This is a genomic window from Pseudomonas sp. GW821-FHT02A11 (genome assembly GCF_059421985.1).
In genome coordinates this window covers 1-26,021 of record NZ_JBWKWB010000036.1, presented here as the reverse complement: position 1 = coordinate 26,021, position 26,021 = coordinate 1, and the positions used below count along the sequence as shown (strand labels likewise).

Annotated in this window: 23 protein-coding genes; 13 read left to right on the top strand and 10 right to left on the bottom strand. The window is 59.7% G+C overall.

Features of this window, described 5'->3' with window-relative positions:
* Positions 1–174 precede the first annotated feature (174 nt).
* Positions 175–930, top strand: coding sequence for a substrate-binding periplasmic protein (locus tag AC07V9_RS27935; RefSeq protein ID WP_495018850.1), 756 nt, complete (start codon positions 175–177; stop codon positions 928–930).
* A 149-nt stretch (positions 931–1,079) separates the two neighbouring features.
* Here AC07V9_RS27935 and AC07V9_RS27930 read toward each other — a convergent pair whose 3' ends face one another.
* The 4 genes from AC07V9_RS27930 to gpmI all read right to left on the bottom strand — a co-directional run bounded on the left by AC07V9_RS27930 (position 1,080) and on the right by gpmI (position 6,244).
* Positions 1,080–1,880 carry a divergent polysaccharide deacetylase family protein gene (locus tag AC07V9_RS27930; protein WP_495018849.1) on the bottom strand — a complete coding sequence of 267 codons (801 nt, stop codon included), beginning with the start codon at positions 1,878–1,880 and terminating at the stop codon, positions 1,080–1,082.
* Between the two features lies 1 nt (position 1,881).
* Positions 1,882–3,213, bottom strand: coding sequence for a S41 family peptidase (locus tag AC07V9_RS27925; RefSeq protein WP_495018848.1), 1,332 nt, complete (start codon positions 3,211–3,213; stop codon positions 1,882–1,884).
* 30 nt (positions 3,214–3,243) lie between these two features.
* Entirely contained in the window at positions 3,244–4,557 is a 1,314-nt protein-coding gene (locus AC07V9_RS27920; protein WP_495018847.1) for a murein hydrolase activator EnvC family protein, read from the bottom strand.
* Positions 4,558–4,696: 139 nt separating this feature from the next.
* Positions 4,697–6,244, bottom strand: a complete 1,548-nt coding sequence (gene gpmI, locus AC07V9_RS27915; RefSeq protein WP_495018846.1) for a 2,3-bisphosphoglycerate-independent phosphoglycerate mutase — start codon at positions 6,242–6,244, stop codon at positions 4,697–4,699.
* Between the two features lie 146 nt (positions 6,245–6,390).
* Between gpmI and AC07V9_RS27910 the strand changes: the two genes are divergently transcribed.
* The 3 genes from AC07V9_RS27910 to secB are packed head-to-tail and all read left to right on the top strand — an operon-like array spanning position 6,391 to position 7,601.
* Entirely contained in the window at positions 6,391–6,804 is a 414-nt protein-coding gene (locus tag AC07V9_RS27910; protein ID WP_120127971.1) for a rhodanese-like domain-containing protein, read from the top strand.
* Position 6,805: 1 nt separating this feature from the next.
* The gene (gene grxC / locus AC07V9_RS27905; RefSeq protein ID WP_495018845.1) at positions 6,806–7,060 is read left to right on the top strand and encodes a glutaredoxin 3; all 255 of its coding nucleotides are present in this window, start codon (positions 6,806–6,808) and stop codon (positions 7,058–7,060) included.
* Positions 7,061–7,100: 40 nt separating this feature from the next.
* Positions 7,101–7,601, top strand: coding sequence for a protein-export chaperone SecB (gene secB, locus AC07V9_RS27900; RefSeq protein ID WP_495018844.1), 501 nt, complete (start codon positions 7,101–7,103; stop codon positions 7,599–7,601).
* Between the two features lie 345 nt (positions 7,602–7,946).
* On the opposite strand, the gene trmL is transcribed toward secB, so the two are convergent.
* Positions 7,947–8,402, bottom strand: coding sequence for a tRNA (uridine(34)/cytosine(34)/5-carboxymethylaminomethyluridine(34)-2'-O)-methyltransferase TrmL (trmL, locus tag AC07V9_RS27895; RefSeq protein WP_495018843.1), 456 nt, complete (start codon positions 8,400–8,402; stop codon positions 7,947–7,949).
* On the opposite strand from trmL, the gene AC07V9_RS27890 reads away from it, so the two are divergent.
* The 3 genes from AC07V9_RS27890 to AC07V9_RS27880 all read left to right on the top strand — a co-directional run bounded on the left by AC07V9_RS27890 (position 8,401) and on the right by AC07V9_RS27880 (position 14,982).
* Positions 8,401–8,841, top strand: coding sequence for a hypothetical protein (locus AC07V9_RS27890; RefSeq protein WP_495018842.1), 441 nt, complete (start codon positions 8,401–8,403; stop codon positions 8,839–8,841). The two genes, trmL and AC07V9_RS27890, sit on opposite strands and share 2 nt — an antisense overlap.
* A gap of 260 nt (positions 8,842–9,101) precedes the next feature.
* The gene (locus AC07V9_RS27885) at positions 9,102–9,269 is read left to right on the top strand and encodes a hypothetical protein (protein WP_495018841.1); all 168 of its coding nucleotides are present in this window, start codon (positions 9,102–9,104) and stop codon (positions 9,267–9,269) included.
* Positions 9,270–9,486: 217 nt separating this feature from the next.
* A complete protein-coding gene (locus tag AC07V9_RS27880; RefSeq protein WP_495018840.1) occupies positions 9,487–14,982 on the top strand; it encodes a dermonecrotic toxin domain-containing protein in 5,496 nt (1,831 codons plus the stop codon).
* 81 nt (positions 14,983–15,063) lie between these two features.
* On the opposite strand, the gene tauD is transcribed toward AC07V9_RS27880, so the two are convergent.
* The 4 genes from tauD to tauA form a co-directional block, all read right to left on the bottom strand.
* Positions 15,064–15,897: a taurine dioxygenase gene (gene tauD, locus AC07V9_RS27875; protein WP_495018839.1), complete on the bottom strand. Its 834-nt coding sequence runs from the start codon at positions 15,895–15,897 to the stop codon at positions 15,064–15,066.
* A gap of 57 nt (positions 15,898–15,954) precedes the next feature.
* The gene (gene tauC / locus AC07V9_RS27870; RefSeq protein WP_495018838.1) at positions 15,955–16,806 is read right to left on the bottom strand and encodes a taurine ABC transporter permease TauC; all 852 of its coding nucleotides are present in this window, start codon (positions 16,804–16,806) and stop codon (positions 15,955–15,957) included.
* A complete protein-coding gene (gene tauB, locus AC07V9_RS27865) occupies positions 16,803–17,594 on the bottom strand; it encodes a taurine ABC transporter ATP-binding subunit (protein ID WP_495018837.1) in 792 nt (263 codons plus the stop codon). The genes tauC and tauB overlap by 4 nt, the downstream gene beginning before the upstream one ends.
* Positions 17,595–17,751: 157 nt before the next feature.
* The gene (gene tauA / locus AC07V9_RS27860; protein WP_495018836.1) at positions 17,752–18,729 is read right to left on the bottom strand and encodes a taurine ABC transporter substrate-binding protein; all 978 of its coding nucleotides are present in this window, start codon (positions 18,727–18,729) and stop codon (positions 17,752–17,754) included.
* Positions 18,730–19,541: 812 nt separating this feature from the next.
* Between tauA and AC07V9_RS27855 the strand changes: the two genes are divergently transcribed.
* The 6 genes from AC07V9_RS27855 to AC07V9_RS27830 all read left to right on the top strand — a co-directional run bounded on the left by AC07V9_RS27855 (position 19,542) and on the right by AC07V9_RS27830 (position 24,992).
* The gene (locus AC07V9_RS27855; protein ID WP_495018835.1) at positions 19,542–20,921 is read left to right on the top strand and encodes an OprD family porin; all 1,380 of its coding nucleotides are present in this window, start codon (positions 19,542–19,544) and stop codon (positions 20,919–20,921) included.
* 177 nt (positions 20,922–21,098) lie between these two features.
* Positions 21,099–21,737, top strand: coding sequence for a peroxiredoxin (locus AC07V9_RS27850; RefSeq protein ID WP_495018834.1), 639 nt, complete (start codon positions 21,099–21,101; stop codon positions 21,735–21,737).
* A gap of 401 nt (positions 21,738–22,138) precedes the next feature.
* Entirely contained in the window at positions 22,139–23,104 is a 966-nt protein-coding gene (locus AC07V9_RS27845) for a sulfonate ABC transporter substrate-binding protein (RefSeq protein ID WP_495018833.1), read from the top strand.
* A 27-nt stretch (positions 23,105–23,131) separates the two neighbouring features.
* On the top strand, positions 23,132–23,920 hold the full coding sequence (gene ssuC / locus AC07V9_RS27840; RefSeq protein WP_495018832.1) for an aliphatic sulfonate ABC transporter permease SsuC: 789 nt from the start codon (positions 23,132–23,134) through the stop codon (positions 23,918–23,920).
* Positions 23,917–24,726 (top strand): aliphatic sulfonates ABC transporter ATP-binding protein, encoded by an 810-nt coding sequence (ssuB, locus tag AC07V9_RS27835; protein WP_495018831.1) that lies wholly within the window; start codon positions 23,917–23,919, stop codon positions 24,724–24,726. The genes ssuC and ssuB overlap by 4 nt, the downstream gene beginning before the upstream one ends.
* A 50-nt stretch (positions 24,727–24,776) precedes the next feature.
* Positions 24,777–24,992: a TOBE domain-containing protein gene (locus AC07V9_RS27830; protein WP_062379390.1), complete on the top strand. Its 216-nt coding sequence runs from the start codon at positions 24,777–24,779 to the stop codon at positions 24,990–24,992.
* Between the two features lie 172 nt (positions 24,993–25,164).
* Here the strand turns inward: AC07V9_RS27830 and AC07V9_RS27825 are convergent, their stop codons facing one another.
* Entirely contained in the window at positions 25,165–25,806 is a 642-nt protein-coding gene (locus AC07V9_RS27825; protein ID WP_495018830.1) for a TetR/AcrR family transcriptional regulator, read from the bottom strand.
* Positions 25,807–26,021 lie beyond the last annotated feature (215 nt).

The window sequence follows — 26,021 nt, the reverse complement described above, 5'->3', positions numbered from 1 at the left end:
AGAATGAATTCGCTCCCACAGGGTTTGTGCATGGTTAGGCGATCATTGCGCAATCGCCGTCGCAGACACTTCAAGCCACTTCTGTTCTGAAAGCGACCAACCCCCTCTCTGAACTGGACAACGCCCGGCGTTAGCGGCACTCTCTTGCCGTCGTCAGGATCGGGTGCCAGGGATATGTTCAAAGGTGTTTTGCTTGCGCTGATCAGCGTTGCGACATTGCTCTCGGGCGCCGCTCGGGCAGACGATGCGCCAGCGTATTCGATGGTGCTGCTGACCGAGAATTTCCCGCCTTACAACATGGCCATCGACGGCAAGAACTTCGCTCAGGACAGCAATATCCAGGGCATTGCCGTCGAGATCGTCCGTGAGACTTTCAAGCGCGCCGGGATCGGTTACAACCTGACCCTGCGCTTTCCGTGGGATCGCATTTACAAGCTCGCGCTGGAAAAGCCCGGTTACGGCGTGTTCGTGACCGCGCGTTTGCCTGAGCGCGAGAAGCTCTTCAAATGGGTCGGCCCCATCGGGCCGGACGACTGGATCATGCTCGCCAAAGCCGACAGCCCGATTCAGCTCAACACCCTCGAAGAGGCTCGGCGATACAAGATCGGCGCGTACAAAGGCGATGCCATTGCCGAGGTACTCGGGCGTCAGGGCATGAAACCGATCACCGTGCTCAGCGACAAGGACAACGCGCGCAAGCTGGTCGAAGGCCAGATCGATCTCTGGGCGACGGGTGATCCGGCGGGGCGTTATCTGGCGAGGCAGGAAGGGGTGACAGGCCTCAAGACCGTGTTGCGCTTCAACAGCGCGGAGCTGTTTCTGGCGTTGAACAAGGAGACGCCGGATGAAGTGGTGAACAAGCTGCAGACGGCGCTGGATCAGCTGCGCAAGGAAGGGCTGGTCGATAGCATCCTTGGGAAATACCTCTGACTGCACGCTTGGTTACTTGCCTGGGGTGCTGCTGACCCTGTGGGAGCGAATTCATTCGCGAGAGGCCCTTACAGTCGATAAATCCTCATCGGATGTACCGCCGTCTCGCGAATGAATTCGCTCCCACAGGAAGTCTCAAGCCACTCGACCTACCGATAAACCCCATTCTTCCCATGCCGACCCATGGCCTGGTTGCCACGAAGGCTGATCATGTGGCGCAGTTCGATCCAGTCGATGCCCTGAGCCTTGAGTTTAGGCAGCTCGCGCTCCAGCACGTCCATCGTCACCGGATACGGGTGGCCGATCATCACGGCCGAGCCCTGTTTGTGGGCCAGGCGGATCGCGCTTTGCAGCTGACCGTTGATGGCCTCGGCGTTGCGTTCGTCGTCCAGGAACACATCCCGTGAAACACTCGCCAGACCAATCTTCTGCGCCTCGGCAGCGGCGACGGTCTTGGCGCTGGTGCGGCTGTCGACGAAGAACAGGTGCCGACGCTGCAACTCACCGACCAGCCAGGCCATCGCCACAGGTTCCGCGGTCATGCGGCTGCCCTCGTGGTTGTTGATGCCTGCCGCGTACGGCACTTTCAGCAGCGCGGCATTGAGGCGCGACTCCAGCTCCGGCAGCGGCAGATCCGGCCGCCAGGCATAAGGCCCGGTGGCCGGGTCCATCGGCATGTGCAGCATCACCGTCTTGCCGGCCTTGTGGGCCTGGCGCGCGAAGTCGGTAGCGTGGGGGGTGTCAGGCATGATCGCCAGCGTCACGGGGCCGGGAAGGGCGAGCGCACGGCTGTCCTTCTCGGGGCTTTGGCCGAGATCGTCGATGATCAGGCTGATGTAGGCGACCTTCGCAGGTTTTGCGTCGGTGTCGGAGGTTTCAGCGGGTGCCGCATGGGCAGCACCCGTCACAAGCGCAAGGGCTCCGAGGAGCCTGGTCAACCATAAGCGCATATCAATTGCCGCGCGTCACACTCAATCCCTTGAGCAGGCTGAGGGCCTGGTTCAGCTGGTAATCGTCGTCCTGCGGACGCGCCTTGCCAGCCTTGGACTTGGTGGTCGGTTTGTCCGCGCCGCCGTTGCCATTGCCCAGGTGGCCGAGCAGATCGGCCTCTTTGTAGTTCTCGCCATCGGCTTCGGTAGTGACCTTGGCGCGTTTGACTTCGATGTCCGGGTTGATGCCCTGGGCCTGAATCGAGCGACCGTTCGGCGTGAAGTACAACGCCGTGGTGATCTTCAGCGCGCGGTCGTTGGCCAGAGGCAGAACGGTTTGCACCGAGCCTTTACCGAAGGTGTCAGTGCCCATCAGGATGCCGCGTTTCTGGTCCTGCAAGGCACCGGCGACGATCTCGGAGGCCGAGGCGCTGCCGCCGTTGATCAGTACCACCAGAGGCGCGCCCTCACTGGCGTCGGCCGGGTCTGCCGAGAAGCGCAGTTCGGAGTTGGCGATGCGGCCCTTGGTGTAGACGATCAGGCCCTTGGTCAGGAAATGGTCCGCCACTTCGACCGCTGACTGCAGGACGCCACCGGGGTTGTTACGCAGATCGAGGATCAGGCCGTTCATCTTCTTGCCGTTGTCCTTGCGCAGCTTGGCAAGGGCCTTGCCGACTTCTTCACCGGTCTTGACCTGGAACTGCGTGATGCGGATGTAGCCATAGCCCGGCTCGAGCATCTGCGCCTTCACGCTCTTGACCTGAATGGTCGCGCGGGCCAGCGTCACGTCGAACGGGTTGCCGCCGTCGCGTACCAGAGTGAGGGTGATTTTCTCGCCGATCTTGCCGCGCATCTTGTCGACCGCTTCCTGCATGGTCTGACCCTGGGTTGGCGCGCCGTTGATCTTGACGATCAGGTCGCCCGCCTCAATGCCTGCCTTGGAGGCCGGGGTGTCATCGATCGGCGAGACCACCTTGATGAAGCCGTCTTCGACACCGACCTCGATGCCCAGGCCACCGAACTCGCCGCTGGTGCTTTCCTGCAGCTCTTGGAAGTCTTCCGGGCCCAGGTAGGCAGAGTGCGGGTCAAGGTTGCTGAGCATGCCCTTGATGGCGTTCTCCAGCAGGGTCTTGTCATCCACAGGCTCGACGTACGCAGCCTTGATCCGGTCCATCACCTCGGCAAAGGTGCGCAGCTCGTCGAGCGGCAGCGGCGCCTTGATGTTCGCGGCGTTGGCGGGCGCGGAGGCAGCAGGGGTCGCAGCCGGAGCGGCACCGGCAGCCATGGCCTGCGGAGCACCGATGATCACGGCGAGAGTCAGGGCCAGCGAGGTGAGGCGGGACGAAAACAGCATGTCTTACGAACTCCTGAGTGAGGCGTCGACTTATCCTTGAGTGCGACACCATTGGGCCGGATCACTAGGGCGACCCTGCTGACGAATAGCGAAATACAGCGCCGGAGTGTCCTGACCGCCACCACTGTTGCCCACAGTGGCGATCGCTTCCCCGGCTTTGACAACGTCCCCAGCTTCCTTCAACAGACTCTGGTTGTGACCGTACAGACTCAAATAGCCGTTTCCGTGGTCGAGAATGACCAGAAGGCCAGCGCCGCGCAACCAGTCGGCAAAGACCACGCGACCACCATGCACAGCGCGCACCTGGCTGCCTGCAGCAGCACTGATCATCACGCCATCCCACTTGGTCCGCTCGTCATCGCCGCGGGTTTCACCGAAACGCGCCAACAATCGACCATCGACAGGCCAAGGAAGTTTTCCCTTTGCTTGGTCAAAAGCGCCGCCAAAGGACTGACCCGCGCTGGAAACCATTGCACCCGGAGCCTTTGTCGGCTTGCGAGGGGCTTCATCGCTGTCGTCCTTGCCACGGTTTCTCGCCATCGCCTGCTGCTGCTCGCGCTGGCGTTTCTCGGCTTCCTGCTGGGCCAGCAGCGCTTTCTGACGCGCTTCTTCGGCTTCGCGGGCCTGACGGGCGAGGGTTTCTTCGATGGTCTTGAGGACTTTAGTCAGGTCTGCCTGATCCTGCTGGCGCGCCTGTAGCTTTTGGTCGCGAGCCTTGTAGTCCTGATTCAGCTTGGCCAGCGCGACCTGGCGCTCCTGGCGAACGGTGTCGAGCTGGGACTTCTGGTCATCCAGCGAGCTCTTCTGAACCAGCAGTTGCGCTTGCTGCAGGTCGATGTCCTTTTCGACTTCGGCCAGCTGGCGCAGGGTTTCGTTGAAGTTGCGCAGCTGCTCGAGGCGAGCCTGACTCAGGTAATCGTAATAAGTGAAGGTGCGGGCGAATTTCTCGGGGTTCTGCTGGTTGAGCAGCAGCTTGAGGTATTCCTGGCGGCCACTCTGGTAAGCGGCGCGGGCTTGAATCGCGATCAGTCGCTGTTGTTCAACGCGTGCGCTTTGGAGTTTTTTTTTCTCTTCATCGAGCCGTTGTAGCTCGGTTTCGCTCTTTTTTAGTTCCTTTTGCAGGGCCTCCACCTGCTTTTCCAGCTTGCCCATTTCGGTTTCGGTTGAGCGCAGATCTTTCTGAACGCCGGATTTTTCTTCCTGCAGCTGGCTCAGGGCCTTCTTCAGTTCAGTGATGTCCTGACGCGTGGCATCCAGCTGTTTTTGGGTTTGTGCGCGCTCATCGTCGGCAAAAGCCGGATTGAGCAGACAAATCAAAGCAAGGGCGATCAGGGCGCGAAGCATGGGGTTGGGCGATACCGGGAGTGAGGACGGGCTTAGTATGCCCGCCGGTGGCTGCAAAAAAAACGCTCTGAGGGCGTGGCTTTCAGACATTTCACACAAAAACCGGCCTGTCAGCGCGTGGCAGGCCGGTTTATAGCGCTTACTTGGCGACCAGAATCGATGTGCCGGTCATCTCTTTCGGGATTTCCAGGCCCAACAGGGTCAGCATGGTCGGTGCAACGTCCGCCAGAACGCCGCCTTCGCGCACCTTCAGATCACGCTTGCCGACGTACACGAACGGCACAGGCTCGGAGGTGTGCGCGGTGTGCGGCTGGTGAGTGTGCTCGTCGGTCATCTGCTCGACGTTGCCGTGGTCGGCGGTGATCAGCGCTTCGCCGCCGACCTTTTCCAGCGCCTCGGTGATGCGACCGACGCACACATCCAGGCATTCCACGGCCTTCACTGCCGCTTCCATGATGCCGCTGTGGCCGACCATGTCGCCGTTGGCGTAATTGACGATGATCACGTCGTAACGCTGATTTTCAATGGCGTCCACGATTTTGTCCGTGACTTGCGGCGCGCTCATTTCAGGCTGCAGGTCGTAAGTCGCGACTTTCGGCGAAGGAATCAGGATGCGCTCTTCGCCTTTGAAGGGCTCTTCGCGACCGCCCGAGAAGAAGAAGGTCACGTGGGCGTATTTCTCGGTTTCGGCGATGCGCAGCTGGGTCTTGCCATTTTTGGCCAGGTATTCGCCCAGAACGTTGTCCAGGCTGCCTTTGGTGAACGCCGCAGGCGCGTGAATGGAGGCAGCGTATTGGGTCAGCATCACGAAATCGGCGAGTTTTGGCTGACGTGCGCGGGCGAAGTCCTTGAAATCGTCTTCGACAAACACGCGGGTCAGTTCGCGGGCGCGGTCGGCGCGGAAGTTCATGAAGACCACGGCGTCGCCGTCTTCGACCTTGGCCTGCTCGCCGATGCGGGTGGCTTTAACGAACTCGTCGTTTTCGTCACGGGCATAAGCGGCGTCCAGGCCCGCCTTGGCGGTGTCGGCCTGGAATTCAGACGTGCCGTCGACGATCAGGTTGTAGGCCGATTCGACGCGGTCCCAACGGTTGTCGCGGTCCATGGCGAAGTAACGGCCGATGATCGTGGCCGTACGACCTTTGCCTAGGCGAGCGTAGGCCGCTTCCATGGTGTCCAGATATTGGTGCGCGCTGCGGGGCGGGGTGTCGCGACCATCGAGGAAGGCGTGCAAGTAGATCTTGTCAGCGCCGCGCTTGGCGGCCAACTCGACCATCGCCACCAGGTGGTCTTCATGGCTGTGTACGCCGCCGTCAGACAGCAGGCCCATGATGTGCACGGCCTTGCCAGCGCCCACGGCCTTGTCCACGGCGGTGCAGATGACCGGGTTCTCGAAGAACTCGCCGTCTTTGATCGCTTTGGTCACGCGGGTGAAATCCTGATACACCACGCGCCCGGCACCCAGGTTCATGTGGCCCACTTCGGAGTTGCCCATCTGACCGTCTGGCAGACCGACATCCATCCCGGAACCGGAGATCAGGCCATTGGGCATGGTCTTGTACAGGCGATCGAAGGTCGGCGTCTTCTTGCTGGCGGTCGCTTCGTAGACCGCGTTGCCGTCGTGGCTGTCGCTGTGACCGAAGCCGTCCAGGATGATCAGAACCAGAGGTTTAGGCGTGGTAGTCATGGATCCCACTCTTGGCTAATAAGGTGAAGTAGAAAAAAGATCGACAGTTTAGGGACAAGTTCAAACGGCGTCACTGCCGTACGGGCTTTGGCCGACCTTGGGGGCTGTGTATACTGGCCGACATTTTAACGCCCTGGAACCTAATGATGGTTGATCACCTGATTGCATTTGCCACTAATCACTATTTGATCTCTGGCGCTTTCGTCATCCTGCTGGCACTGCTGATCGCGACAGAACTCAACAAGGGCGGCAAAAGCCTGAGCACCGGTGAACTGACCGCGCTGGTCAACCGTGACGAGGCGGTGGTCATCGATGTGCGTCCCAAGAAGGACTACGCCACCGGTCATATCGTCGGCTCCCTGAACTTCCCGCAGGACAAGGTCATGTCCCGTACTTCGGAGCTTGAGAAGTACAAATCCAAGACCCTGATCATCGTCGACGCCGCCGGTCAGCACGCCGGACACGTGGCCAGCGAGCTGCTCAAGGCCGGTTTCACCGCAGCCAAGCTGTCGGGCGGCGTTTCGTCGTGGCGCGGCGACAACCTGCCGCTGGTGAAGTGAAATGGCCCAGGTCGTCGTCTACTCCAGCGATTACTGCCCTTATTGCTCGCGCGCCAAGTACCTGCTCGAAAGCAAGCATGTCGACTTCGAGGAAATCAAGGTCGACGGCAAGCCACAGATTCGCGCTGAAATGACAAAAAAGGCCGGACGCACGTCGGTGCCGCAGATCTGGATCGGTTCGGTCCATGTCGGCGGCTGCGACGACCTCTTCGCGCTGGAGCGCGCCGGCAAGCTCGACGCCCTGTTGAGCGCCTGAATTCGAACCCTACAAGACCTAAAAGTAAGAAGGATCTGAGATGACCGATCAAACGAATAACGGCGCCACTTCCAATGAAGCCATCGCCAATGAAGAATCACCACAGTTTTCCCTGCAACGCATCTACGTGCGTGACCTGTCCTTCGAAGCGCCGAAAAGCCCGGCGATCTTCCGTCAGGAATGGACCCCAAGCGTCAGCCTGGACTTGAACACCCGTCAGAAGCAGCTGGAAAACGATTTCTACGAAGTCGTGCTGACCCTGTCGGTGGAAGTGAAGAACGGCGACGAGATCGCCTTCATCGCTGAAGTTCAGCAAGCCGGTATCTTCCTGATCAAGGGCCTGGACGCAGGCTCGATGAGCCACACCCTGGGCGCGTTCTGCCCGAACATCCTGTTCCCGTACGCGCGCGAAACCATCGACAGCCTGGTAGTGCGCGGTTCGTTCCCGGCGCTGATGCTGGCCCCGGTGAACTTCGACGCCCTGTATGCGCAAGAGCTGCAGCGCATGCAGGAAGCGGGCGAGACCCCGACCGTTCAGTAAGCCTTGCTGGCTGAGTGGATGAAGAAAAGCGCCTGTGATGGGCGCTTTTTTTTTGAGGTTTGGCTTGGGTTTGGATGGGGTTGGGTGAGGGTGGTTGGCTTGAGAATCTTACTCTGATGCCCTGCGGGCCTGTTCGCCGGCAAGCCAGCTCCTACATTTGTTTAAACGTGCCGCATCCGATAGGCCGAGTTGATAGCCTTTAAAGCAGATCGCGAAATCTCTTGCCAGGCACCAAGGCTGCCAACGCGGTCTGTCAGGCCATGGCACGTTGCAAAAAATGTAGGAGCTGGCTTGCCGGCGAATAGGCCCGCAGGGCATCCATATAGCGATCTCAAGCCAAGACAATCACCGAAACCCCAACTGCCGCCACCCTTCGTAAACCGCGACGGCCACGGTGTTCGACAGGTTCAGGCTGCGGCACCCCTCGCGCATCGGCAGGCGCAGGCGCTGTTCGGTGGTGAGCGGGTCGAGTACTTCGGGCGGCAGGCCTCGGCTTTCGGGGCCGAACAGGAAGGCGTCACCCTCGGCAAACGCGACATCGTGGAAGGGCCGTGAGCCCTTTGTGGTAAAAGCGAACAGGCGCGGATGGTCGATGCTTTCCAGGCAGCTGGCCAGGTCCGCATGGCGGTGCAACGTGGCGTACTCGTGATAGTCGAGGCCTGCACGACGCAGGCGTTTGTCATCCAGCTCGAAGCCCAGCGGCTCGATCAGATGCAGATGGCAGCCACTGTTGGCGCAGAGCCTGATGATATTGCCGGTATTCGGCGGAATTTCTGGTTGAAAAAGGATCACGTGAAACATGCACGGCTCCGAACATAAGGACAGGATGCATTCTACCCCCATCGATGACCCGAGACCGAAGCTATGGCCGCGGTTTTTGGGGTCCATCGCCATTGTGGGGGTGATGGTCGGCTTGATGATTGGTCGGCTGACCACGCCTGACCCGATCGAATTGCAACGTGTCGAGGTACTGCCCGACGGCGTGGCAGTGTGGTTTAACCGCGAGCCTCAGTTGCATGGCGAGATGATCGATGGCGCAGTGGCGCTTCTGTTCAACGCTCAGGGCAATGCGCAATGGGGCGAGTTGAAACTCAACGGAAAGGATGTGCGTTGGAGAATTCAGAAGAGTGACAAGGGATTGTTGCTGAACCTGCTGGCAGCCCGTCCGTTGCACGGTGACTGGCACGGTGCTACTCAGGACGGGCGCTGGAGACTGGAGATCAGTCTCCGGGAGGAATAAAAGAGGGGAATCCCCGGCCTGCCTGTACCAAGGTCCCCAAAACTGGTGATACGTAACTTATTGCAGAGCGCGTGCCAGTTTTCAGAAAAGCCTGTAGGAATTTTCGAAGCAGCGTTCAGAGTCCCGGTTTCAGGCCGTAATGGCGGGGCTCCTGTCTCCATAGCGAGTGATGAGCGTTCGAATGGGCGTTCAGAATTGGTCGTTTCTTGATCGTTTTTGCACGCTATTTGCGCATTTCTGCGGGTGAAAGGACCAAAGTGATGCACGCTCCTGCCCATAATCGCGGAATGCGCCTTGCGAATTCTTCTTACGCCACGCCGGGAAACTGCCTGCAAAGGCAATATTTATTGCGTTTATCTATTGCAAATCTGGACGATAACCGCCTGATTGTTATCCGGTTTTTGAGCTTTTTATGGGGGGCATTCTGAATACGCTCAGACATTCCATTAAAGTTTCAGAGCCTTATCTATGTCTGAGTCAGTCGAATCCCCCCTGTCACAACCCAGCTCACCCGCAAGTCGGCGCTTCAATACGGTTCGCAGCAAAATCCCCCCGTGGCTGGCCAATGCCACACCGGACGTTCATCGCGCGCTTCGACAAGCGGGGGCAGAGCGCCTCTCCTGGTATGAGCAGGCGCGACAGTCCATGCCCGATGTGACTCAAGCGCTGCATCAGGACCACGTGTTGCACTTGGCCTGTCAGCAGGAACTGAGCGAAGCGCTGACAGAGCTCCCGTCGCTCGAAGCCTTTGCCGAGCCGCTGCTGGTGGCCGGCATAAAAGAGCGATTCGGTCTAGACGTGGATGTGCGCAAGACCTGGCTGTTTCACGCACGTCGCATGCAAGTGGACGATTCGTTCGTCAACGCCTCCCGCGACCCGCTCGTTGACTATCAGAAGTCCCTGAAAGCCGCGACGCAGACGCTGTTGCATGCTGCTTTGCAGAACTTCGAGTCCTGGGAAACCGAGCCTGCGGGCATGGATCTGGACGAACGTCAGAAGGCGGCCATCTATGATCGCTACCCTGTCACCGGGCTGGGACTGACGGGTACCGTGCTGGCGATAGCCCCTCACATTTTTGCTGCGCTGTGCCGTGAACTGGACCTGGGCGGCCAGTATCAGAAAAAGGTCGATGCCTTCCTCAACCCGCCGTCCAGCCCCGATAACGCGCCCGATGCAGCGGCTTACAATCGGCGAGGGCTTCTCAAGCGCGTGGAACAGTTCGCCTTTAGGATTCAGATGCATCTGGCCTACCTGAAGGCTGATATCAGCCAAAGCATGTACAACGCGCTGCTGGATATCAGTGGTAACGGCAGGCGTGTCACTTTACAGGGCGAACCGGTGACGGCCAGTTTCCTGCGGCTTTGGGACATTGAGCTGACGGGTATTGTGGCCATCGGCAAGGCGCGAGATAACGCCGATACCGTGCAGAGCGTGGTCGTTTACATTCCGGGTGATCCGGTCTGTCCGCTCAAGGAGTACCCATCCAGCGCGGCCTTCACTCGCACATTGCGCGACAGGCTGTTGCAGGAAGGCTATCTCGCGTTTTTCCAGGGACTGATTCCGGCCCGCCAACGAGCCCAACTGCTGGCAACGCTGGATAAGTGTCTGCGGCCGTTGGTCTGGAACAAGGACCGGGGCTGGTATGAGCAGCAGGTCGACCCCAACGCCAGGCTTCATCTACGTGAGCGTGCTTTTGCCAATGGGATACTGACGGCCATCACTGAGCAAAAAGCCGCTGTGCTCAAGGACGACGCGCTGTTTCACGCAGTGCCCACCGCCGACGAGGACCAGAAAACTTTCGATCAGCGACTGCATTATTTCGAAAGCCTGGCCATGCAGGCCCTCAATGCCGTGGGCTTCGTCGTGCCTCCCGTGGGGGCCGTGATGATGGCCGTGGCTGCCGCTCAGCTGGGGGCGGAGGTGTTCGAAGGCATCGACAGTTGGACCCGCGGCGAATGGGAGCAGGGCTGGGGTTATTTCATGGACGTGGTAGAGAACGTAGCGCTGATTGCCGCGCTCGGTGCCCTCCACGCCGGCAGCGGCACGCCTGTGGTCGAGACGATTACAGTCGAGACGCCTTCCTTCATCGAGGAACTTGAAGAGGTCGAGTTGCCCGATGGTGGGTCTCGCCTCTGGAAGCCCGACATCGCGCCATTCGCTCACGACACGGTTTTGCCTGCGGGTGTGAAGCCCGATGAATTTGGCGTTTATCACTATCAGGACAAGCAATGGATTTCAGTGGAAGGCAAGACCTACTCGGTCGGTCGCACGTCTTCCGGGCAATTGCGCATCGAACACCCCACCAAGGCCATCAGCTATCAGCCGCCTTTGCGCAGCGATGGCGCTGGCGCCTGGATACATCCTGCCGATGAGCCGCTGGAGTGGGAAGGGCTGAAACTCTTCAGACGATTGGGGCACAGCGCTGAGGCGTTTTCCGACGTCACGGCGCGACGCATCCTGCAGGTGAGTGAGACTCACGAAACAGTATTGCGCAGGGCTCTGGCCGAAAATCGGCGTCCTCCCGCATTGCTGGAAGACGAGATGCGTCGTTTCCAGATCGATGAGGACATCCAGCAGCAAACCCAGGGCGCAGCGTCGGGTACCGACAACAAGGCGTTGTTCGAGGCTCGATATCGCGCCGAATCCGTGAGTCGCGAAGCGAATGCTTCGACCATCACCCGCCGTTACCCCGAGTTGCCTAACGCCATTGCCGACGAACTGGTGCGCGCGGCCTCAACAACTGAGCTCCACGCACTGGCCCAGGGGCAGGTGCCCTTGCGAATGGCCGAAGAGGTTCGCGTTTACCAACAGCAGGTCAGGCTGGCTCGGGCTTACGAGGGGCTGTACCTCGAATCGGTGAACAATGCCGACACCGATGTGCTGATTCTTCACGCCCTTGAATCGCTGCCCGGCTGGTCCCCGGAGCTGCGCCTGGAAGTACGTGAAGGGAGGTTCAATGGCGTAACAGTCGATGCTGTCGGTCCAACTGACGCAGCGATTCACAAAGTGCTGGTTCGCTATGCCGATGGCTACGAGGCCTTCGATCACCATGGGCTCGAGCTGCACGGGCGTGACGATATCTTTGCCGCGGTGCTGCATGCGTTGCCTGATACTCAGCGTACTGCGTTAGGTTTTCCCGGCGTGTGGGACGGGCCGAAACTCAAGCTCGCCATTCAAAATGCGCCGCTCCTGTCGCGATCCCGGCTAAGACAGCTCTTGAAGATGCAACCTGCCGCACCGGGCCGTATTTCGCCCATGCGCATGGCCGACGGGCGCGCGGGCTACCCGCTGAGTGGACGGGGCGTGTTGCAGGGGTTCATCGCGCGGGAGACGTTGCTTGATCTCATTCGCACCTTGGGATTGCTGAACGCCAATGTCTCTGCCGAGCAAATGCTCACCGCTCTTGAGAGCACCGGTATGACCCGTCAGCAGATTCATCAGCGTCTGGTCTGGCTGCTCGATGAGCGCATGGCGCTGGACCTGAGTCTGAACGCCTGGGGCGAGCAGTCGGCATCGGTGCCTGATCTTGAAACCCGGCTCATCAGCCGTACGCGCATTCATGAAGCGATTTGGCGTTATTGGGCCGAGACGGCGCTGCCTGAAATTTCGCTGCCCGCAATGGCGTCGAGCACGCCGGCGCTGCGTCTGCAGAACATCGCGTTGAGCGATTTTCCGCCCACGTTACCTGACTTTTTCCAAGTGCGGGTCACCCGGCTTGAGCTGATCGATATCTCGATCAGCCGACCCACCGAGGCCTTGCCGGAGCCCGTGTCCCATTGGGTGGAACAGCGTCTGGCGCTGGAGGTCTTCTTCGCGCGTTTCCCTGAGGTGACGTCCCTTGAGATCAATCGCAGCGCTGCTCCGGGGTTAGGCAATGAGCCGCTTGTCTTCCAGCTGTCGTATCTGATTGCGCAGTCTTTTCCCGCTCTGCGCAGCCTGCGGCTGATCAACCAGAGCGTGTCCATCAGCCAGTTGGAGGTGGAGTCGCTGAGCAGGCTTGAGCACCTGCAGTCACTGGATTTGAGCGGCAATACGGTCAGCTTCATCCCGCCTACCATCCTGACCAGCCTGCCTTTGCGCTATCTGGGGCTGGACAGCATCGGGCTTGAGCAATGGCCTGCCTGGCTTGAAGGTTTGGCGTCTTCAACGATTACCGAGCTGTCGTTGCGCAACAACCGCATCAGCGAAATCCCTTGGGATTTATCGGCCAACCAGACCGTGACTGATCAACCGACCACGATCTCGTTGCAAGGCAACCCGTTGTCTCGTCTGACGATGATGAGAATTCGGATGAATGAAGGTCCCGACAGTCGATTCCGCTTCCATCTGGACCTTCCCCCACATCTGGCCGCACAAATCGCGTTGCTGCAGCAAGAGCGTCTGCAATTGCGTGAAGCTATCGACGGCTGGGCCCAAGCATCGAGTTCGTCACGCCCCTTGAGTGAGGAGACGGTCGAGGTCCGGCGAGTGATCGGCGAAGTCCTGCTTGAATTCTGGCGAACCTACAGCGAGGGTCAGACCCAGTCAGTCCTCACCTTGCAGGGCATCTCGCTGGAAGATTTCCCCCGTCGGCTACCTGCCTTCTTTTATATGCGCGTTCGCAACCTGCAGCTGATTCGGGTCAGTGCCGATGCCACCCGCATGAACACCTTCCTGTTGAGTTTTCCTCAACTGACCAGCCTGGAGTTGACCGGGCAGGTTCAGCCGATAGCGCCGTTGCCGACCGCGCTGCGTCAGTTGGGCTGGCTCACCACCTTGAGCGTGCGGGATCAGGGGCGGCTGATCGATCCGCAGGCGATGGCGTTTTTCGCCGGGCTGCCTCGTCTGGAAGCGCTGGATCTGAGTGGCAACGTATTGGGAGAGATCACCAGTGCTCCTTTTGCACGAGGGCGTCTGCGCTGGCTGTCGCTGGACAACACCGGCCTGACGCAATGGCCGAGTTGGGTAGACGCCTTGCTGCCAATGGAAGGGCTGACGCTGGATAACAATCAGCTGACCGAGCTGCCGGAGCACATCCTGCAGAATCCGCGCAATGACGTCGGGCAGACCGAAATCGCCCTGCGGGGCAACCCGTTGACCCACGAAACCATGCGCAGGGCTCATGTTTCGGAGCGTTACCACGGCTCCTATTCCTTCGCCATGGACCTGCCGGACGACATCCTGCAATTGTCGCCGGAGCGGCACTACTCCGATTCAGATGCCGACTCGGACGACTATGTATCCGACTCGGATTCTTCCGGTGCGCTGCACAGCCCCGTTGCCGCACCACCACCGGAAGAAGTGCCGGACGTCGAGCAATGGCTGTTGGGTTCGGTGGACGAAAATGGGCAACATCAGGCGCTGTGGCAACGTCTCGATGAGCGCGGCGATGCGTCGAACCTGATGGCGCTGATCGGGCGCCTGACGCAATCGGCGCCTTATCGCGACGCGCTGACTCGGGTTGGTTTTTCAGAGCGCGTCTGGCGCGTGCTTGAAGCCGCCGATCAGTCCGAGGAAAACCGCCTGCTGTACAACGGCATCGCCCAAGAGGCTCTGGTGCAACCGCGAACCGGCTTTCAGACCTGCCATGACGGTGCCTGGCTGGTGTTCAACCAGATCGAAATCCAGATGTTCATCGAGCAGTCCCTGAGCCAGGTGCCCGTCGAGCTGCGCGGGCAGTCGCTGTATCGGCTCACCCGTCGCCTGTACCGATTGCATGAGCTTGACGCCGCCGCCCGTGAGCAAGCGGACGGTCGTGACGAGGCCGAAGTGCGCCTGGCCTATCGCCTGCGCTGGGCGTCCGAGCTGGACCTGCCATTGCCGCCGAGCAACATGCTGTATCAGGTACACGCCAGCATTCGCCCCGGTGAGTTGAATGCTGCGCTGGCGCGGGTGCAGCAGGGCGAACACGGCGAACCGTTCATGCGTTATGCCGCCGAGCGCGACTTCTGGGTGGGATACCTGAGAGAGACGTATGCCGAGCGGTTCGAGGCGTTGAAGGAAGACTATCTGGCGCGCGTGGTGGCGCTTCCGGATCGCTTCCCCGGTCAGTCTATCGATGAGTTGGGCGACGAGTTTGCGGCGTTGAAGCGCGAGTATGAGGCGCAGGAACTCCAGCTGATTCGCGAGCTGACCTACCGCGAAGGGTTCGATCAGAACTGATCCTGTCATTACCCCTCTGCCGACGGGCGCCGAAATCGGGTCGGTCAGCAGGGGGGCTTTCAGAACAATCTGCAGCGTTTGTCAGAATGGTGCGTCGCCCAGAATCGTTGCGCGATGCATCACTCGGCGTTGCGGCCGATAGTCATCCACGGCGTAGTGCTGGGTCACGCGGTTGTCCCACATGGCCACGTCGTTTTCCTGCCAGCGCCAGCGGATGGTGAACTCCGGCCGCGTCGCGTGGGCGAACAGCAATTTCAGAATCGCCTCGCTTTCGGCAGGCTCCAGTTCGTTGATCCGCGTGGTAAAACCGTCGTTGACGAACAGCGCCTTGCGCCCACTCACCGGGTGCGTGCGAATGACCGGGTGCGACAGCGGCGGATTCTTGCGGCGGGTTTCTTCCCAGCGCGCCATGTCTTGAGCGGTGGTGCCGAAGCGTTCGAGAGGAAATGAACGGGTGAAGTCGTGGGTGGCTGTCAGCCCGTCGAGCAGGGTTTGCAGCGGCCTGGACAACGCCTCGAACGCAGCGATGCCGCTGGCCCACAGGGTGTCGCCGCCGTACGCCGGCAACTGCTTGGCGCTGAGCACCGCGCCCAGCGCAGGCGTTGGCAGAAAGGTCACGTCGGTGTGCCAGATGGCGTTGTCGCGCACGTCAGTCAGTGCGGTGTCGAGCACCATGATTTCGGGCTGCTCGGGCACATTGGGGTAGATCGGGTGAACGTGCAGATCACCGAATTGCGCTGCGAAACGCACCTGCTGCTGCGGGTTGATCGGCTGCTCGCGGAAGAACAATACCTGGTGTTTGAGCAGGGCCTGTTCGATAGCGTTGCGTTGATCGGCAGTCAGGTCCCGGCTCAGGTCGACGCCGCTGATCTGCGCGCCCAATGCAGAACTGAGTGGGGTAATGTGAAGGCTCATACGAATTCTCGCCCTGTGCGCCGAATTGTCGGCGTAGTCAGTGTTTGTCGTGTCTGATCAGTGATTCTGGCCGTGCCACGGCACGAGTTTGCGTTGCAGGGCGCGCAGGCCCATTTCCAGCGCGAAGGCGATAAAGGCGATGACCAGAATCCCGAGCACCACGACATCGGTCACCAGAAATTGCGCCGCCGACTGCACCATGAAGCCCAGGCCGCTGGTGGCGGCGATCAATTCGGCGGCAACCAGGGTCGACCAGCCCACACCCAGACCAATGCGCACGCCGGTGAGGATGTCGGGCAAGGCGCTGGGCAGGATCACGTGGCGAATCAGCTGCCAGCGCGTGGCACCCAACGACTGCGCGGCACGCAGCTTGGCGCTGTCCACGGTGCGCACGCCGGTCGCGGTGGCGATGGCAATGGGCGCGAAGATCGCCAGATAAATCAGCAGCACCTTGGAGAACTCGCCGATGCCGCACCAGATCACGATCAGCGGCAGGTAGGCCAATGGCGGAATCGGGCGGTAGAACTCGATCAGCGGGTCAAAGATGCCTCGGGCGATGCGGTTTTGACCGATGGCGATGCCGATCGGGATGGCGGTCAGCACGGCGAACAACAGGCCCAGGCCGATGCGCTGCAGGCTGGCGCCCAGATGCTGCCAGAGCGTGGACTCCATGTAGCCCTGCGTCATCAGCAACCAGGCTTTGCCCAGCACGGCCGAAGGTGGCGGCAGGAACAGCGGTTCGATCCATTCGAATGCCGTCACCAGCCACCAGGCGGCGAGCAATGCCACCAGGGTGAGTACGCTGATGCTGCGCGTGCTCAGTGACGGGCGCGAGGAGGGGGCTTTCACTTGAGGCGCCGAGGGCTGGACGAGTGCCTCGGTCACGGGAGGTGACTGGAATTTACTCATGCCCGTTGCTCCGCAATGGCCTGGCGCTGTGAAAACACGCGGGCCAGGACGTGCTCGCGGGTTTCGATGAATGTGGGATCGGACTTGATCGCCCGTGCCGACTCGCCGGCGCTGTAGCGATGGCCGAAGTCCAGCTTGAGGTGTTCGACGATCTGCCCGGGGTTGGGCGCCAAAAGAATCAGGTCGGTGGCCAGGAACACCGCTTCTTCGATGTCATGGGTGATGAGGAACACCGGCTTGGCGCTACGCTGCCAGACCTGCAACAGCAGTTCCTGCATCTGTTCGCGGGTGAAAGCATCCAGCGCGCCGAACGGCTCGTCCATCAGCAGCACGCGAGGGTCGGCGGCCAAGGCGCGGGCCAGGCCCACGCGTTGCTTTTGTCCACCGGACAACTGCCAGATGCGGCGCTTCTCAAAACCGGCCAAGTCGACCAGCGCGAGCATTTCCCGAGCCTTGGCTTCACGCTGTTGTCGAGCTACGCCTGCCAGTTCCAGGCCGAAGGCGACGTTGGCGAGGACGTCCTGCCAGGGCAGCAACGCATCGTCCTGAAACACCACGCCGCGTTCAGCGCTCGGTCCTTTGACCGGCACGTTATCCAGGGTAATGCGTCCGGCGCTGGGCTCGACGAAACCTGCGATCAGGTTCAACAGCGAAGTCTTGCCACTGCCGGAAGGGCCGAGGGCAACGAGCAGCTGTTGCGGGCCCAGACTCAGGGAAATATCCGACAACACAGGTTCCGCCGCACCGGGATACTGTGCGCAGATGCGCTCCAGTTGTAACAAGGCCATGGCGATGACTCCGCTTCTAGCTTCTATATAAAGGGGTACGGGTGACGCACTACCTGTGGGAGTGAATTCATTCGCGAGAGGGCGGTACATCGAATGTACCTACGCATCGCGAATGAATTCGCTTCCACAGGGAGGGTGTCAGTCCCACCGTTATCGATTACTGAGCAACAAACTTCGCGCTCACATAGGGCGTGTAATCCGCCAGCACTGCGTCGACCTTGCCTTGTTCCTTGAGGAACGCGGCAGTCTTGCCAATCGCTTCGGTGGTCGGCGCGCCCAGTTCTTTCACCTGGTCAGCGGCCAGCGGGTAGACATTGCCTTCCAGCAGACCAGGAATGTCGGTCGGTTTGGCGCCGGACAGCTTCACCAGCTTGTCGACATTGCTGGCGTTGGCGATCCACGCAGCAGGGTCTTTGCGGTAATCGGCGTAGGCGTCGAGGGTGGTCTTGGCGAAGGCTTTGACGATTTCCGGATGTTTATCAGCGAAGTCTTTGCGCACGATCCACGCATCGAAAGTTGGCGCCCCCACCTTGGCCAGCTCACCGGAGGTGATCAGCACCTTGCCGGTCTCCTTGGCGACACCCAACGCCGGGTCCCAGACGTAAGTGGCATCGATGTCACCACGCTTCCACGCTGCGGCAATCGCAGGCGGGGCGAGGTTGAGGATGGTCACTTTGGCCGGGTCGATGTTCCAGTGCTTCAGCGCTGCCAGCAGGCTGTAGTGACCGGTGGACACGAACGGCACCGCGATTTTCTTGCCGATCAGATCCTGCGGACCGTTGATGCCAGCGCCGTTGCGGGCGACCAATGCTTCGGCGGCACCGATCTGCGTGGCGATGAGGAAGGTTTCCACCGGCACCTTGCGGGTAGCGGCGGCGGTCAGCGGGCTGGAGCCCAGGTAGCCGATCTGGACGTCACCGGAGGCAATGGCAGTAATGACGTCCGCGCCGTTATCGAACTTGCGCCAGGCGATTTTCGAGCCGATGGCCTTTTCATAGGCGTCATCGGCCTGAGCGACTTTCGCGGGATCAACGGTGGTCTGATAGGCAACGGTGAAGTCTGCGGCTTGCGCCAGCAGGGCAGAGCCGGCCAGCGACAGGGCCGCCAGCAGACGCAGAGGTTTAAGCAGTTTCATGATGGGGCTCCGGATCAGGGCAGGCCGAGGACTGAATGATGCGAAGCGTAAATGATCTAAGAAAGTACAAATAAATAACTTTTTTGCATGAGCTTAGAGAGGATTTCCAACCATCACAGGCAGCGACACGCTTCATGCCAAGAAAAACGCAGTATCGATGTGACCATTCATCGAAATGTCACATTTTGTAAATAGGATCTGCACGCTCGCCCAAGGGATGCTTTTGCCTGTCACGCGTGACCGCCCTTCAAAGGCTGTTGGCGGGGGACGATCAAGGATTTTTGAAACGCAAACCGCGTAGGTCGCTTAACCCGTTAACTGACAAGTGTGCCCCGCACTCCTCGAAAAAACAGACGGATAGCAGGGTGACAACTGTAACAATGTCGTCTACCTAAATGTCATGTTCTTAATTTTCAAAGAGTTAGGTCTGTAATTCTCATCCTGTTTCACAGCGAGACCGTGACTCATCGGTCGAGTTCCGGTCGTACGATGTGCTGAAACGGAACGATCTGACGAACGGAACCGAAATATTTTTTGGGAATTAGACAAAGACGCCGATACACTCCGCATCGGACGGCTGAAACGGCTTGTGACATATAACTGCGCGGTATAAAAGCAGGTCAAATAAGTCTTTTTAGGTTTAAAGGATTTCCCTTACCTTGCAGCCAACTGTAAACGCGGTCTAGTCAATTAGTCTTGGGGCCATTGACTCACCGAGTCAGGTCCAGCGCTAATCGCGCATCCGCGGTCTTGAGCCTTCGGTCTCAGTTCCAAGGAACTACAAAAATTAGATTCAAGAGGAGCGAAACACAATGAAGAAGTCCACCCTGGCCTTGGCCGTATATGCAGGTGTAATGGCCACTCAGGCTGGTGCAGCTGGTTTCCTGGAAGACAGCAAGGCAACCCTCAGTTCCCGTACCCTTTACTTCGAACAAGACCCACGTGAGCCGTCGTCGACTGGTGCTAAAGGCCAGGATCAGCGTCAGACCACTCAGGGCTTCCTGTTCAACTTCATCTCGGGTTACACCCCTGGCACCGTGGGCTTCGGTCTCGACGTGCAAGGCATGTACGGTATCAACCTGAGCGGCGGTATCGACAACCGTGCCGCCAACGGCAGCACTGCCAACACCGTTTCGCCGACCAGCTCCGACGGTACTCCGGAACACGACTGGGCGCGTGCCGGTGCCAACGCCAAGGTCAAAATCTCCAAGACCGAGCTGAAAGTCGGTAACGCTCTGCAGCCTAACCTGCCGATCCTGGTATCGAACGACGGTCGTCTGCTGCCGCAAACCTTTGAAGGTGGCATCCTCACTTCCAAGGACATCGACAGTCTGACCCTGACCGCCGGTAAGCTGACCAAGGCCGCTGGCCGTGCTTCCACCAACTACGACAACCTGTCGGTTTCGGGTGGCACCAAGGGCTCCAACAACTTCCAGTTCGCGGGCGCTGATTACAAGGTCACCAAAGACCTGACCCTGCAGTACTATTACGCCAACCTGGAAGACTACTACAAGCAGCACTTCTTCGGTTTGCTGCACGTTCTGCCAATCGGTGAAGACCAGTCGTTCAAATCCGACCTGCGTTACTTCCACAGCACTTCCGATGGCAAGAACGGCCAAGCCAACAACGTTGGCTACCGTCTGACCGGCAACGGTTACTCGGGTACCGGTAGCGACACCGGCGAGATCGACAACGATCTGTGGACCGCAATGTTCACCTATACCTTGGGTGGCCACGCGCTGATGCTGGGTTACCAGGCATCGAGCGACAGCGGCGCCATGCCGATCATCAACAACGGCAGCGTAGTTGACGGCCGTGGTCGTAACGAAGGTGAAGGCGGTAACTCCGTTTACCTGTTCACCGACAGCATGATCACCAACTTCACCCGCGCCGGTGAGAAGACCAAGTTCGGTCAGTACTCGTACGACTTCGCACGCGTTGGTATTCCAGGCCTGAAAGCTGCGATCGCCTACCTGTACGGCGATCAGATCCGCACCAGCGCCACCGGTGGTCGTGGTACTGAGTGGGAACGCGACATGCGTATCGACTACGTCTTCCAGGACAGCTTCCTGAAAGGCTTTGGCGTTACCGTTCGCCGCGCCAGCCTGCGTTCGGACTCCGATCTGTATGCTCTGCAGCAGAACGTCGACCAGACTCGCGTTATCCTCAACTACACCTACGCTTTCAAATAAGTGTGATGGGTTGAAAAGAGAGCCCCGCTTCGGCGGGGCTTTTTTATGCCTGAAGTAAAAGAATGTGCAGTCTTTTTATAGCAAAAAGAGCAGTCGACATGACCACTCGGTCTTTCAGTTTCAACTTTTTCGCAGGCACAGTATCGACATAACTCTCATACCAAAGGAGCTGACTGCATGAGCCTCAAACTTGGCGACATCGCCCCCGACTTCGAACAGGATTCCAGCGAAGGCCGTATCAAGTTTCATGAATGGCTGGGAGACAAGTGGGGCGTGCTGTTTTCTCACCCTGCCGACTTCACTCCGGTGTGCACTACCGAGCTGGGTTTTACCGCCAAGCTCAAAGACGAGTTCGACAAGCGCAACGTGAAAGCCATCGCCCTGTCGGTGGACTCGGCCGAGTCCCACGTCAAATGGATCGAAGACATCAACACGACCCAGAACACCATCGTCAACTTCCCGATCCTGGCGGACGCTGATCGCAAAGTGTCGGACCTGTATGACCTGATCCACCCCAACGCCAGCGAAACCCTGACCGTGCGCTCGCTGTTCGTGATCGACCCGAACAAGAAGGTGCGCCTGACCATCACCTATCCGGCCAGTACCGGGCGCAACTTTCACGAGATCCTGCGGGTGATCGATTCGCTGCAGCTGACCGACAGCCACAAGGTGGCGACGCCGGCGAACTGGAAAGACGGCGATGACGTGGTGATCGTGCCTTCGATCAAGGACGAGCAAGAGATCAAGGAACGCTTCCCCAAAGGCTACAAGGCCGTCACGCCTTACCTGCGCCTGACGCCACAGCCCAACCGCTGAGCAACCCTGTTTCAACCACGACATTAGGGCCGATTTATCGGCCCTTTTTTTTGTCCCCCGTGCAGTCGCATCACCGCAAACCTGTAGGAGACGTCGGAGGTTACGACGGCAGCGAGGCGGTGGATCAGATAAACATGTGTCGCCTGACACACCGCTTTCGCTGCCGTCGTAACCTCCGACGTCTCCTACGGGGTTCTTTAGCGGGCTGCTAATCCAGTCGAATCTCGTATATTCAGTTTGGTGCTAACCAAATGAATAAATATGATTTTAGAGAATAACAAAGCCCTGATATGGTCTCTCCGTCCCGACCCTTTCGTCGGCAATGAATCCCATCAACACCTTACTTGCCCGCCATCGGCCAAGCAGGTGCCACCTAAAAGCTACAAGCAAAGGAGCGTGCCATGCGCACTGTCATTTTGCGTCGAGGCCTGGTCGCTCTGTTTGCTGCGGCGGTGTCCTTTGGCGTTTTCACACAAGCTCAAGCCGACACTCTGCGCATCGGCTACCAGAAGTACGGCACATTGGTGCTGCTCAAGGCCAAAGGCTCGCTGGAAAAGAAACTGGCCGAGCAGGGCGTGCAGGTGCAATGGACCGAATTCCCCGGCGGCCCGCAGTTGCTGGAGGGCCTGAACGTCGGCTCCATCGACTTCGGCGTGACTGGCGAAACCCCGCCTGTGTTCGCTCAGGCCGCTGGCGCCGATCTGCTCTACGTGGCTTCCGAGCCGCCAGCGCCGACCAGTGAAGCGCTGCTGGTGCCCAAGGATTCGCCGATCAAATCGGTGGCTGACCTCAAGGGCAAGAAAGTCGCCCTCAACAAAGGCTCCAATGTTCACTACCTGCTGGTGCGTGCGCTGGAAGAAGCGGGCCTGAAATACTCCGACATCCAGACCATATTCCTGCCACCGGCCGATGCCCGTGCAGCGTTCGAGCGCGGCGCTGTCGATGCCTGGGTCATCTGGGACCCGTACCAGGCCGCCGCCGAGCAACAGCTGCAAGCGCGTACCTTGCGCAATGGCACAGGCATCGTCGACAACAACCAGTTCTACCTGGCCACCAAGCCTTACGCACAGCAGCACCCGAAAGTGATCCAGACCCTGGTCGAGGAAGTCCGCGCCGTGGGCGATTGGTCCAAGGCCAACCCGGATGAGGTCACCAAACAGGTCGCGCCACTGCTGGGCCTGCCCGAAGACATCACCAAAATTTCGGTGAAGCGCCAAGGCTACGGTGCGCTGTTCATCACCCCGGAAACCATCGCGGCACAACAGAAAATCGCCGACACCTTCTATCAACTGAAGTTGATCCCCAAACCGCTCAGCATCGCCGATGTGATCTGGACGCCACCTGCTGCTGTCGCGAAAGCGCAGTAAGCCCTGGCATTAAGAGGAGACAACTCCATGAGCGTGGAAAAATTCACTCACAGACTGGCGCCCTGGCTGCTACCAGTCTTGTTGCTGGCGATCTGGCAACTGGCGGTCAGCGCCGGTTGGCTGTCCACTCGAATTCTGCCGGCACCAAGCGCGGTGATCGAAGCCGGCGTGACGCTGGTACGCAATGGTGAAATCTGGACCCACCTGGCTATTAGCGGCTGGCGTGCCGGGATCGGTTTTGCCATCGGCGGGGGCATCGGCCTGACGCTGGGCTTCATCACCGGCCTGTCGAAATGGGGCGAACGCCTGCTCGACAGCTCGGTGCAGATGATCCGTAACGTGCCGCACCTGGCGCTGATTCCGCTGGTGATCCTGTGGTTCGGCATCGATGAAAGCGCGAAGATTTTCCTGGTAGCACTGGGCACGCTGTTCCCGATCTACCTGAACACCTACCACGGCATCCGCAACATCGATCCGGCACTGGTGGAAATGTCACGCAGCTATGGCCTGTCGGGTTTCGCGCTGTTTCGTCACGTGATCCTGCCGGGGGCGATGCCTTCGATTCTGGTCGGTGTGCGTTTCGCCCTGGGTTTCATGTGGCTGACGCTGATTGTGGCTGAAACCATCTCGGCCAGTTCCGGCATCGGTTACTTGGCGATGAACGCTCGAGAGTTTCTGCAAACGGATGTGGTGGTGCTGGCAATCGTTCTGTACGCCGTTCTCGGCAAGCTGGCGGACCTTGCAGCACGCGGTCTGGAACGGGTCTGCCTGCGTTGGCACCCGGCGTATCAAGTGGCAAAAGGTGGCGCACGATGAGCACTCTCCAACAACCGGCAAACCTGTTGCGCGGGATCCCCTTGCAAGTCCGAAAACTGAAGAAAACCTTCGGCTCTCGGGAAGTCTTGAAAGACATCGATCTGCACATTCCGGCGGGGCAATTCGTCGCTGTGGTCGGTCGCAGTGGCTGTGGCAAAAGTACGCTGCTGCGTCTGCTGGCGGGCCTGGATAACCCCACCAGTGGTCAATTGCTGGCTGGCAATGCGTCACTTGCCGATGCCCGGGAAGACACACGTTTAATGTTCCAGGAAGCGCGCCTGCTGCCCTGGAAACGGATTATCGACAACGTCGGTCTCGGCCTCAGCGGTGATTGGCGTGGCAAGGCCCTCAAAGCGCTGGAAGCGGTGGGCCTGGCTGAGCGCGCCAATGAGTGGCCAGCTGCGTTGTCGGGTGGGCAGAAGCAACGCGTGGCGTTGGCCCGCGCGCTGATTCACGAACCACGTCTGCTCTTGCTGGACGAGCCGCTGGGTGCGCTGGATGCCCTGACCCGTATCGAGATGCAGCAACTGATCGAAGATCTGTGGCTCAAGCACGGCTTCACGGTGCTCCTGGTGACTCACGACGTCAGCGAAGCGGTCGCCATCGCTGATCGCGTGTTGCTGATCGAAGAGGGCCGCATCGGCCTGGATCTGCAGGTCGATCTGGTGCGTCCGCGGGCTCGCGGCTCGTACCATCTGGCTGCGCTGGAAACCGAAGTCCTCAACCGCGTGCTGGCGATCCCTGGCAGCCCGCCTGAACCCGAACCCACTACACCGCTGCCCACGCAACTGCGTTGGGCCAACTAATTCAGGTGCAATGTCGCATCTGGCACTGATCTCAAAAAGGAAGCCATACCATGACTATCAAAGCCATCAACGTTCGCAACCAATTCAAAGGCACCATCAAGGAAATCGTAACCGGCGACGTGCTGTCCGAAATCGACGTACAGACCGCTTCCGGCATCGTGACGTCTGTGATCACCACCCGTTCGGTCAAGGAGCTGGAGCTGGTCGTGGGCAGCGAAGTGATCGCGTTCGTGAAATCCACCGAGGTGTCGATCGCCAAGTTGTGATCGATGCGTTGTGACCAACCCCGAAGGGTGCGAGCCCTTCGGGGTTTTTGCTGTGTGGAGTTTGATGGGTATGAACATGGACTCGGCACGTAGGAGCGCGCTTGCCCGCGATGGCGGTGTTTCTGTGTCAATGATGTCGGCTGGCACACCTCAATCGCGGGCAAGCGCGCTCCTACAGGGTGACGTGAGAGTGCCTGGGCAGGAACGGCGGCAGATAAAGCCCCAGATACGCATCAAATACGCGTTGGCCTTCTTCAGCCATGCGCGGGGTGATGGTGTCGTGCAGTTGTATCGAGCGGGCGTACACGCGATCTGCCAGCTCCAGTGCCAGGGCGAAGACATCGACGTCATCCGGCAGGGCGGGCAGTTGGAAGTGCTTGGCGAACAGCTCGTGCATGAGGTTGCCCAGCTCGATGTCGTGCTGGCGGTCGGCCTGGGTGACTTCCGTCAGGCCATGCTGCGCGAGGATCAACTGGCGGGCTGCCGCGTCGTCGCTGTAGATCGTGAGCATGCGCGTTTCGACCAGTCGTGACAGGTCATGCCAGCTGTTGAGCCGGGCGTGATCGATGGGCTGCTGCAGGCTCTGGCGAAAGGCTGCGTGAACGTCTGCGGTCAGGGCTTCAAGCAAGGCCGGGACGCTGGCGAAGAAGTGATACACGGACGACGGCGGGATCTCTGCACGTTCAGCCACGCTGTAGATCGACAGGCTCGCCACGCCGTCTGCAGCCAGCAGGGTACGCGCGGCATCGAGGATCGAATCGATCCGGGCCTGACTGCGTGCGCGGGGTTTGCGGGGAGTGGCGGGGCGGGTCATCGAAGCGTCTCGGCGTTGAAGTCTGGCGCATTGTACGCCAGGCCAGGCTTGTGGCGCCCGCGCGGTCCCCATCGCGAATGAATTCGCTCCCACAGGGGATCTGCATGTGCGAAGAATCGCGGTGGCGCCACGGTCGGTGGAGCGAATTCATTGGCTCTGTCTGCGTAAAGTGTTGCTGGCAGCTAAGCTTGTAAAGTCGACATTCGTTTTCGGAG

Bases quoted from the DNA above. Each gene is read 5' to 3' on its own strand.
- AC07V9_RS27825 (WP_495018830.1), bottom strand. From the start codon at position 25,806: ATGACCCGCCCCGCCACTCCCCGCAAACCCCGCGCACGCAGTCAGGCC.
- AC07V9_RS27910 (WP_120127971.1), top strand. From the start codon at position 6,391: ATGGTTGATCACCTGATTGCATTTGCCACTAATCACTATTTGATCTCT.
- grxC (WP_495018845.1), top strand. From the start codon at position 6,806: ATGGCCCAGGTCGTCGTCTACTCCAGCGATTACTGCCCTTATTGCTCG.
- AC07V9_RS27890 (WP_495018842.1), top strand. From the start codon at position 8,401: ATGCACGGCTCCGAACATAAGGACAGGATGCATTCTACCCCCATCGAT.
- tauA (WP_495018836.1), bottom strand. From the start codon at position 18,729: ATGAAACTGCTTAAACCTCTGCGTCTGCTGGCGGCCCTGTCGCTGGCC.
- AC07V9_RS27935 (WP_495018850.1), top strand. From the start codon at position 175: ATGTTCAAAGGTGTTTTGCTTGCGCTGATCAGCGTTGCGACATTGCTC.
- ssuC (WP_495018832.1), top strand. From the start codon at position 23,132: ATGAGCGTGGAAAAATTCACTCACAGACTGGCGCCCTGGCTGCTACCA.
- AC07V9_RS27845 (WP_495018833.1), top strand. From the start codon at position 22,139: ATGCGCACTGTCATTTTGCGTCGAGGCCTGGTCGCTCTGTTTGCTGCG.
- secB (WP_495018844.1), top strand. From the start codon at position 7,101: ATGACCGATCAAACGAATAACGGCGCCACTTCCAATGAAGCCATCGCC.
- tauD (WP_495018839.1), bottom strand. From the start codon at position 15,897: ATGAGCCTTCACATTACCCCACTCAGTTCTGCATTGGGCGCGCAGATC.
- AC07V9_RS27850 (WP_495018834.1), top strand. From the start codon at position 21,099: ATGAGCCTCAAACTTGGCGACATCGCCCCCGACTTCGAACAGGATTCC.
- gpmI (WP_495018846.1), bottom strand. From the start codon at position 6,244: ATGACTACCACGCCTAAACCTCTGGTTCTGATCATCCTGGACGGCTTC.
- tauC (WP_495018838.1), bottom strand. From the start codon at position 16,806: ATGAGTAAATTCCAGTCACCTCCCGTGACCGAGGCACTCGTCCAGCCC.
- ssuB (WP_495018831.1), top strand. From the start codon at position 23,917: ATGAGCACTCTCCAACAACCGGCAAACCTGTTGCGCGGGATCCCCTTG.
- AC07V9_RS27880 (WP_495018840.1), top strand. From the start codon at position 9,487: ATGCCCGATGTGACTCAAGCGCTGCATCAGGACCACGTGTTGCACTTG.
- AC07V9_RS27885 (WP_495018841.1), top strand. From the start codon at position 9,102: ATGCACGCTCCTGCCCATAATCGCGGAATGCGCCTTGCGAATTCTTCT.
- AC07V9_RS27830 (WP_062379390.1), top strand. From the start codon at position 24,777: ATGACTATCAAAGCCATCAACGTTCGCAACCAATTCAAAGGCACCATC.
- AC07V9_RS27855 (WP_495018835.1), top strand. From the start codon at position 19,542: ATGAAGAAGTCCACCCTGGCCTTGGCCGTATATGCAGGTGTAATGGCC.
- AC07V9_RS27925 (WP_495018848.1), bottom strand. From the start codon at position 3,213: ATGCTGTTTTCGTCCCGCCTCACCTCGCTGGCCCTGACTCTCGCCGTG.
- AC07V9_RS27930 (WP_495018849.1), bottom strand. From the start codon at position 1,880: ATGCGCTTATGGTTGACCAGGCTCCTCGGAGCCCTTGCGCTTGTGACG.
- AC07V9_RS27920 (WP_495018847.1), bottom strand. From the start codon at position 4,557: ATGCTTCGCGCCCTGATCGCCCTTGCTTTGATTTGTCTGCTCAATCCG.
- tauB (WP_495018837.1), bottom strand. From the start codon at position 17,594: ATGGCCTTGTTACAACTGGAGCGCATCTGCGCACAGTATCCCGGTGCG.
- trmL (WP_495018843.1), bottom strand. From the start codon at position 8,402: ATGTTTCACGTGATCCTTTTTCAACCAGAAATTCCGCCGAATACCGGC.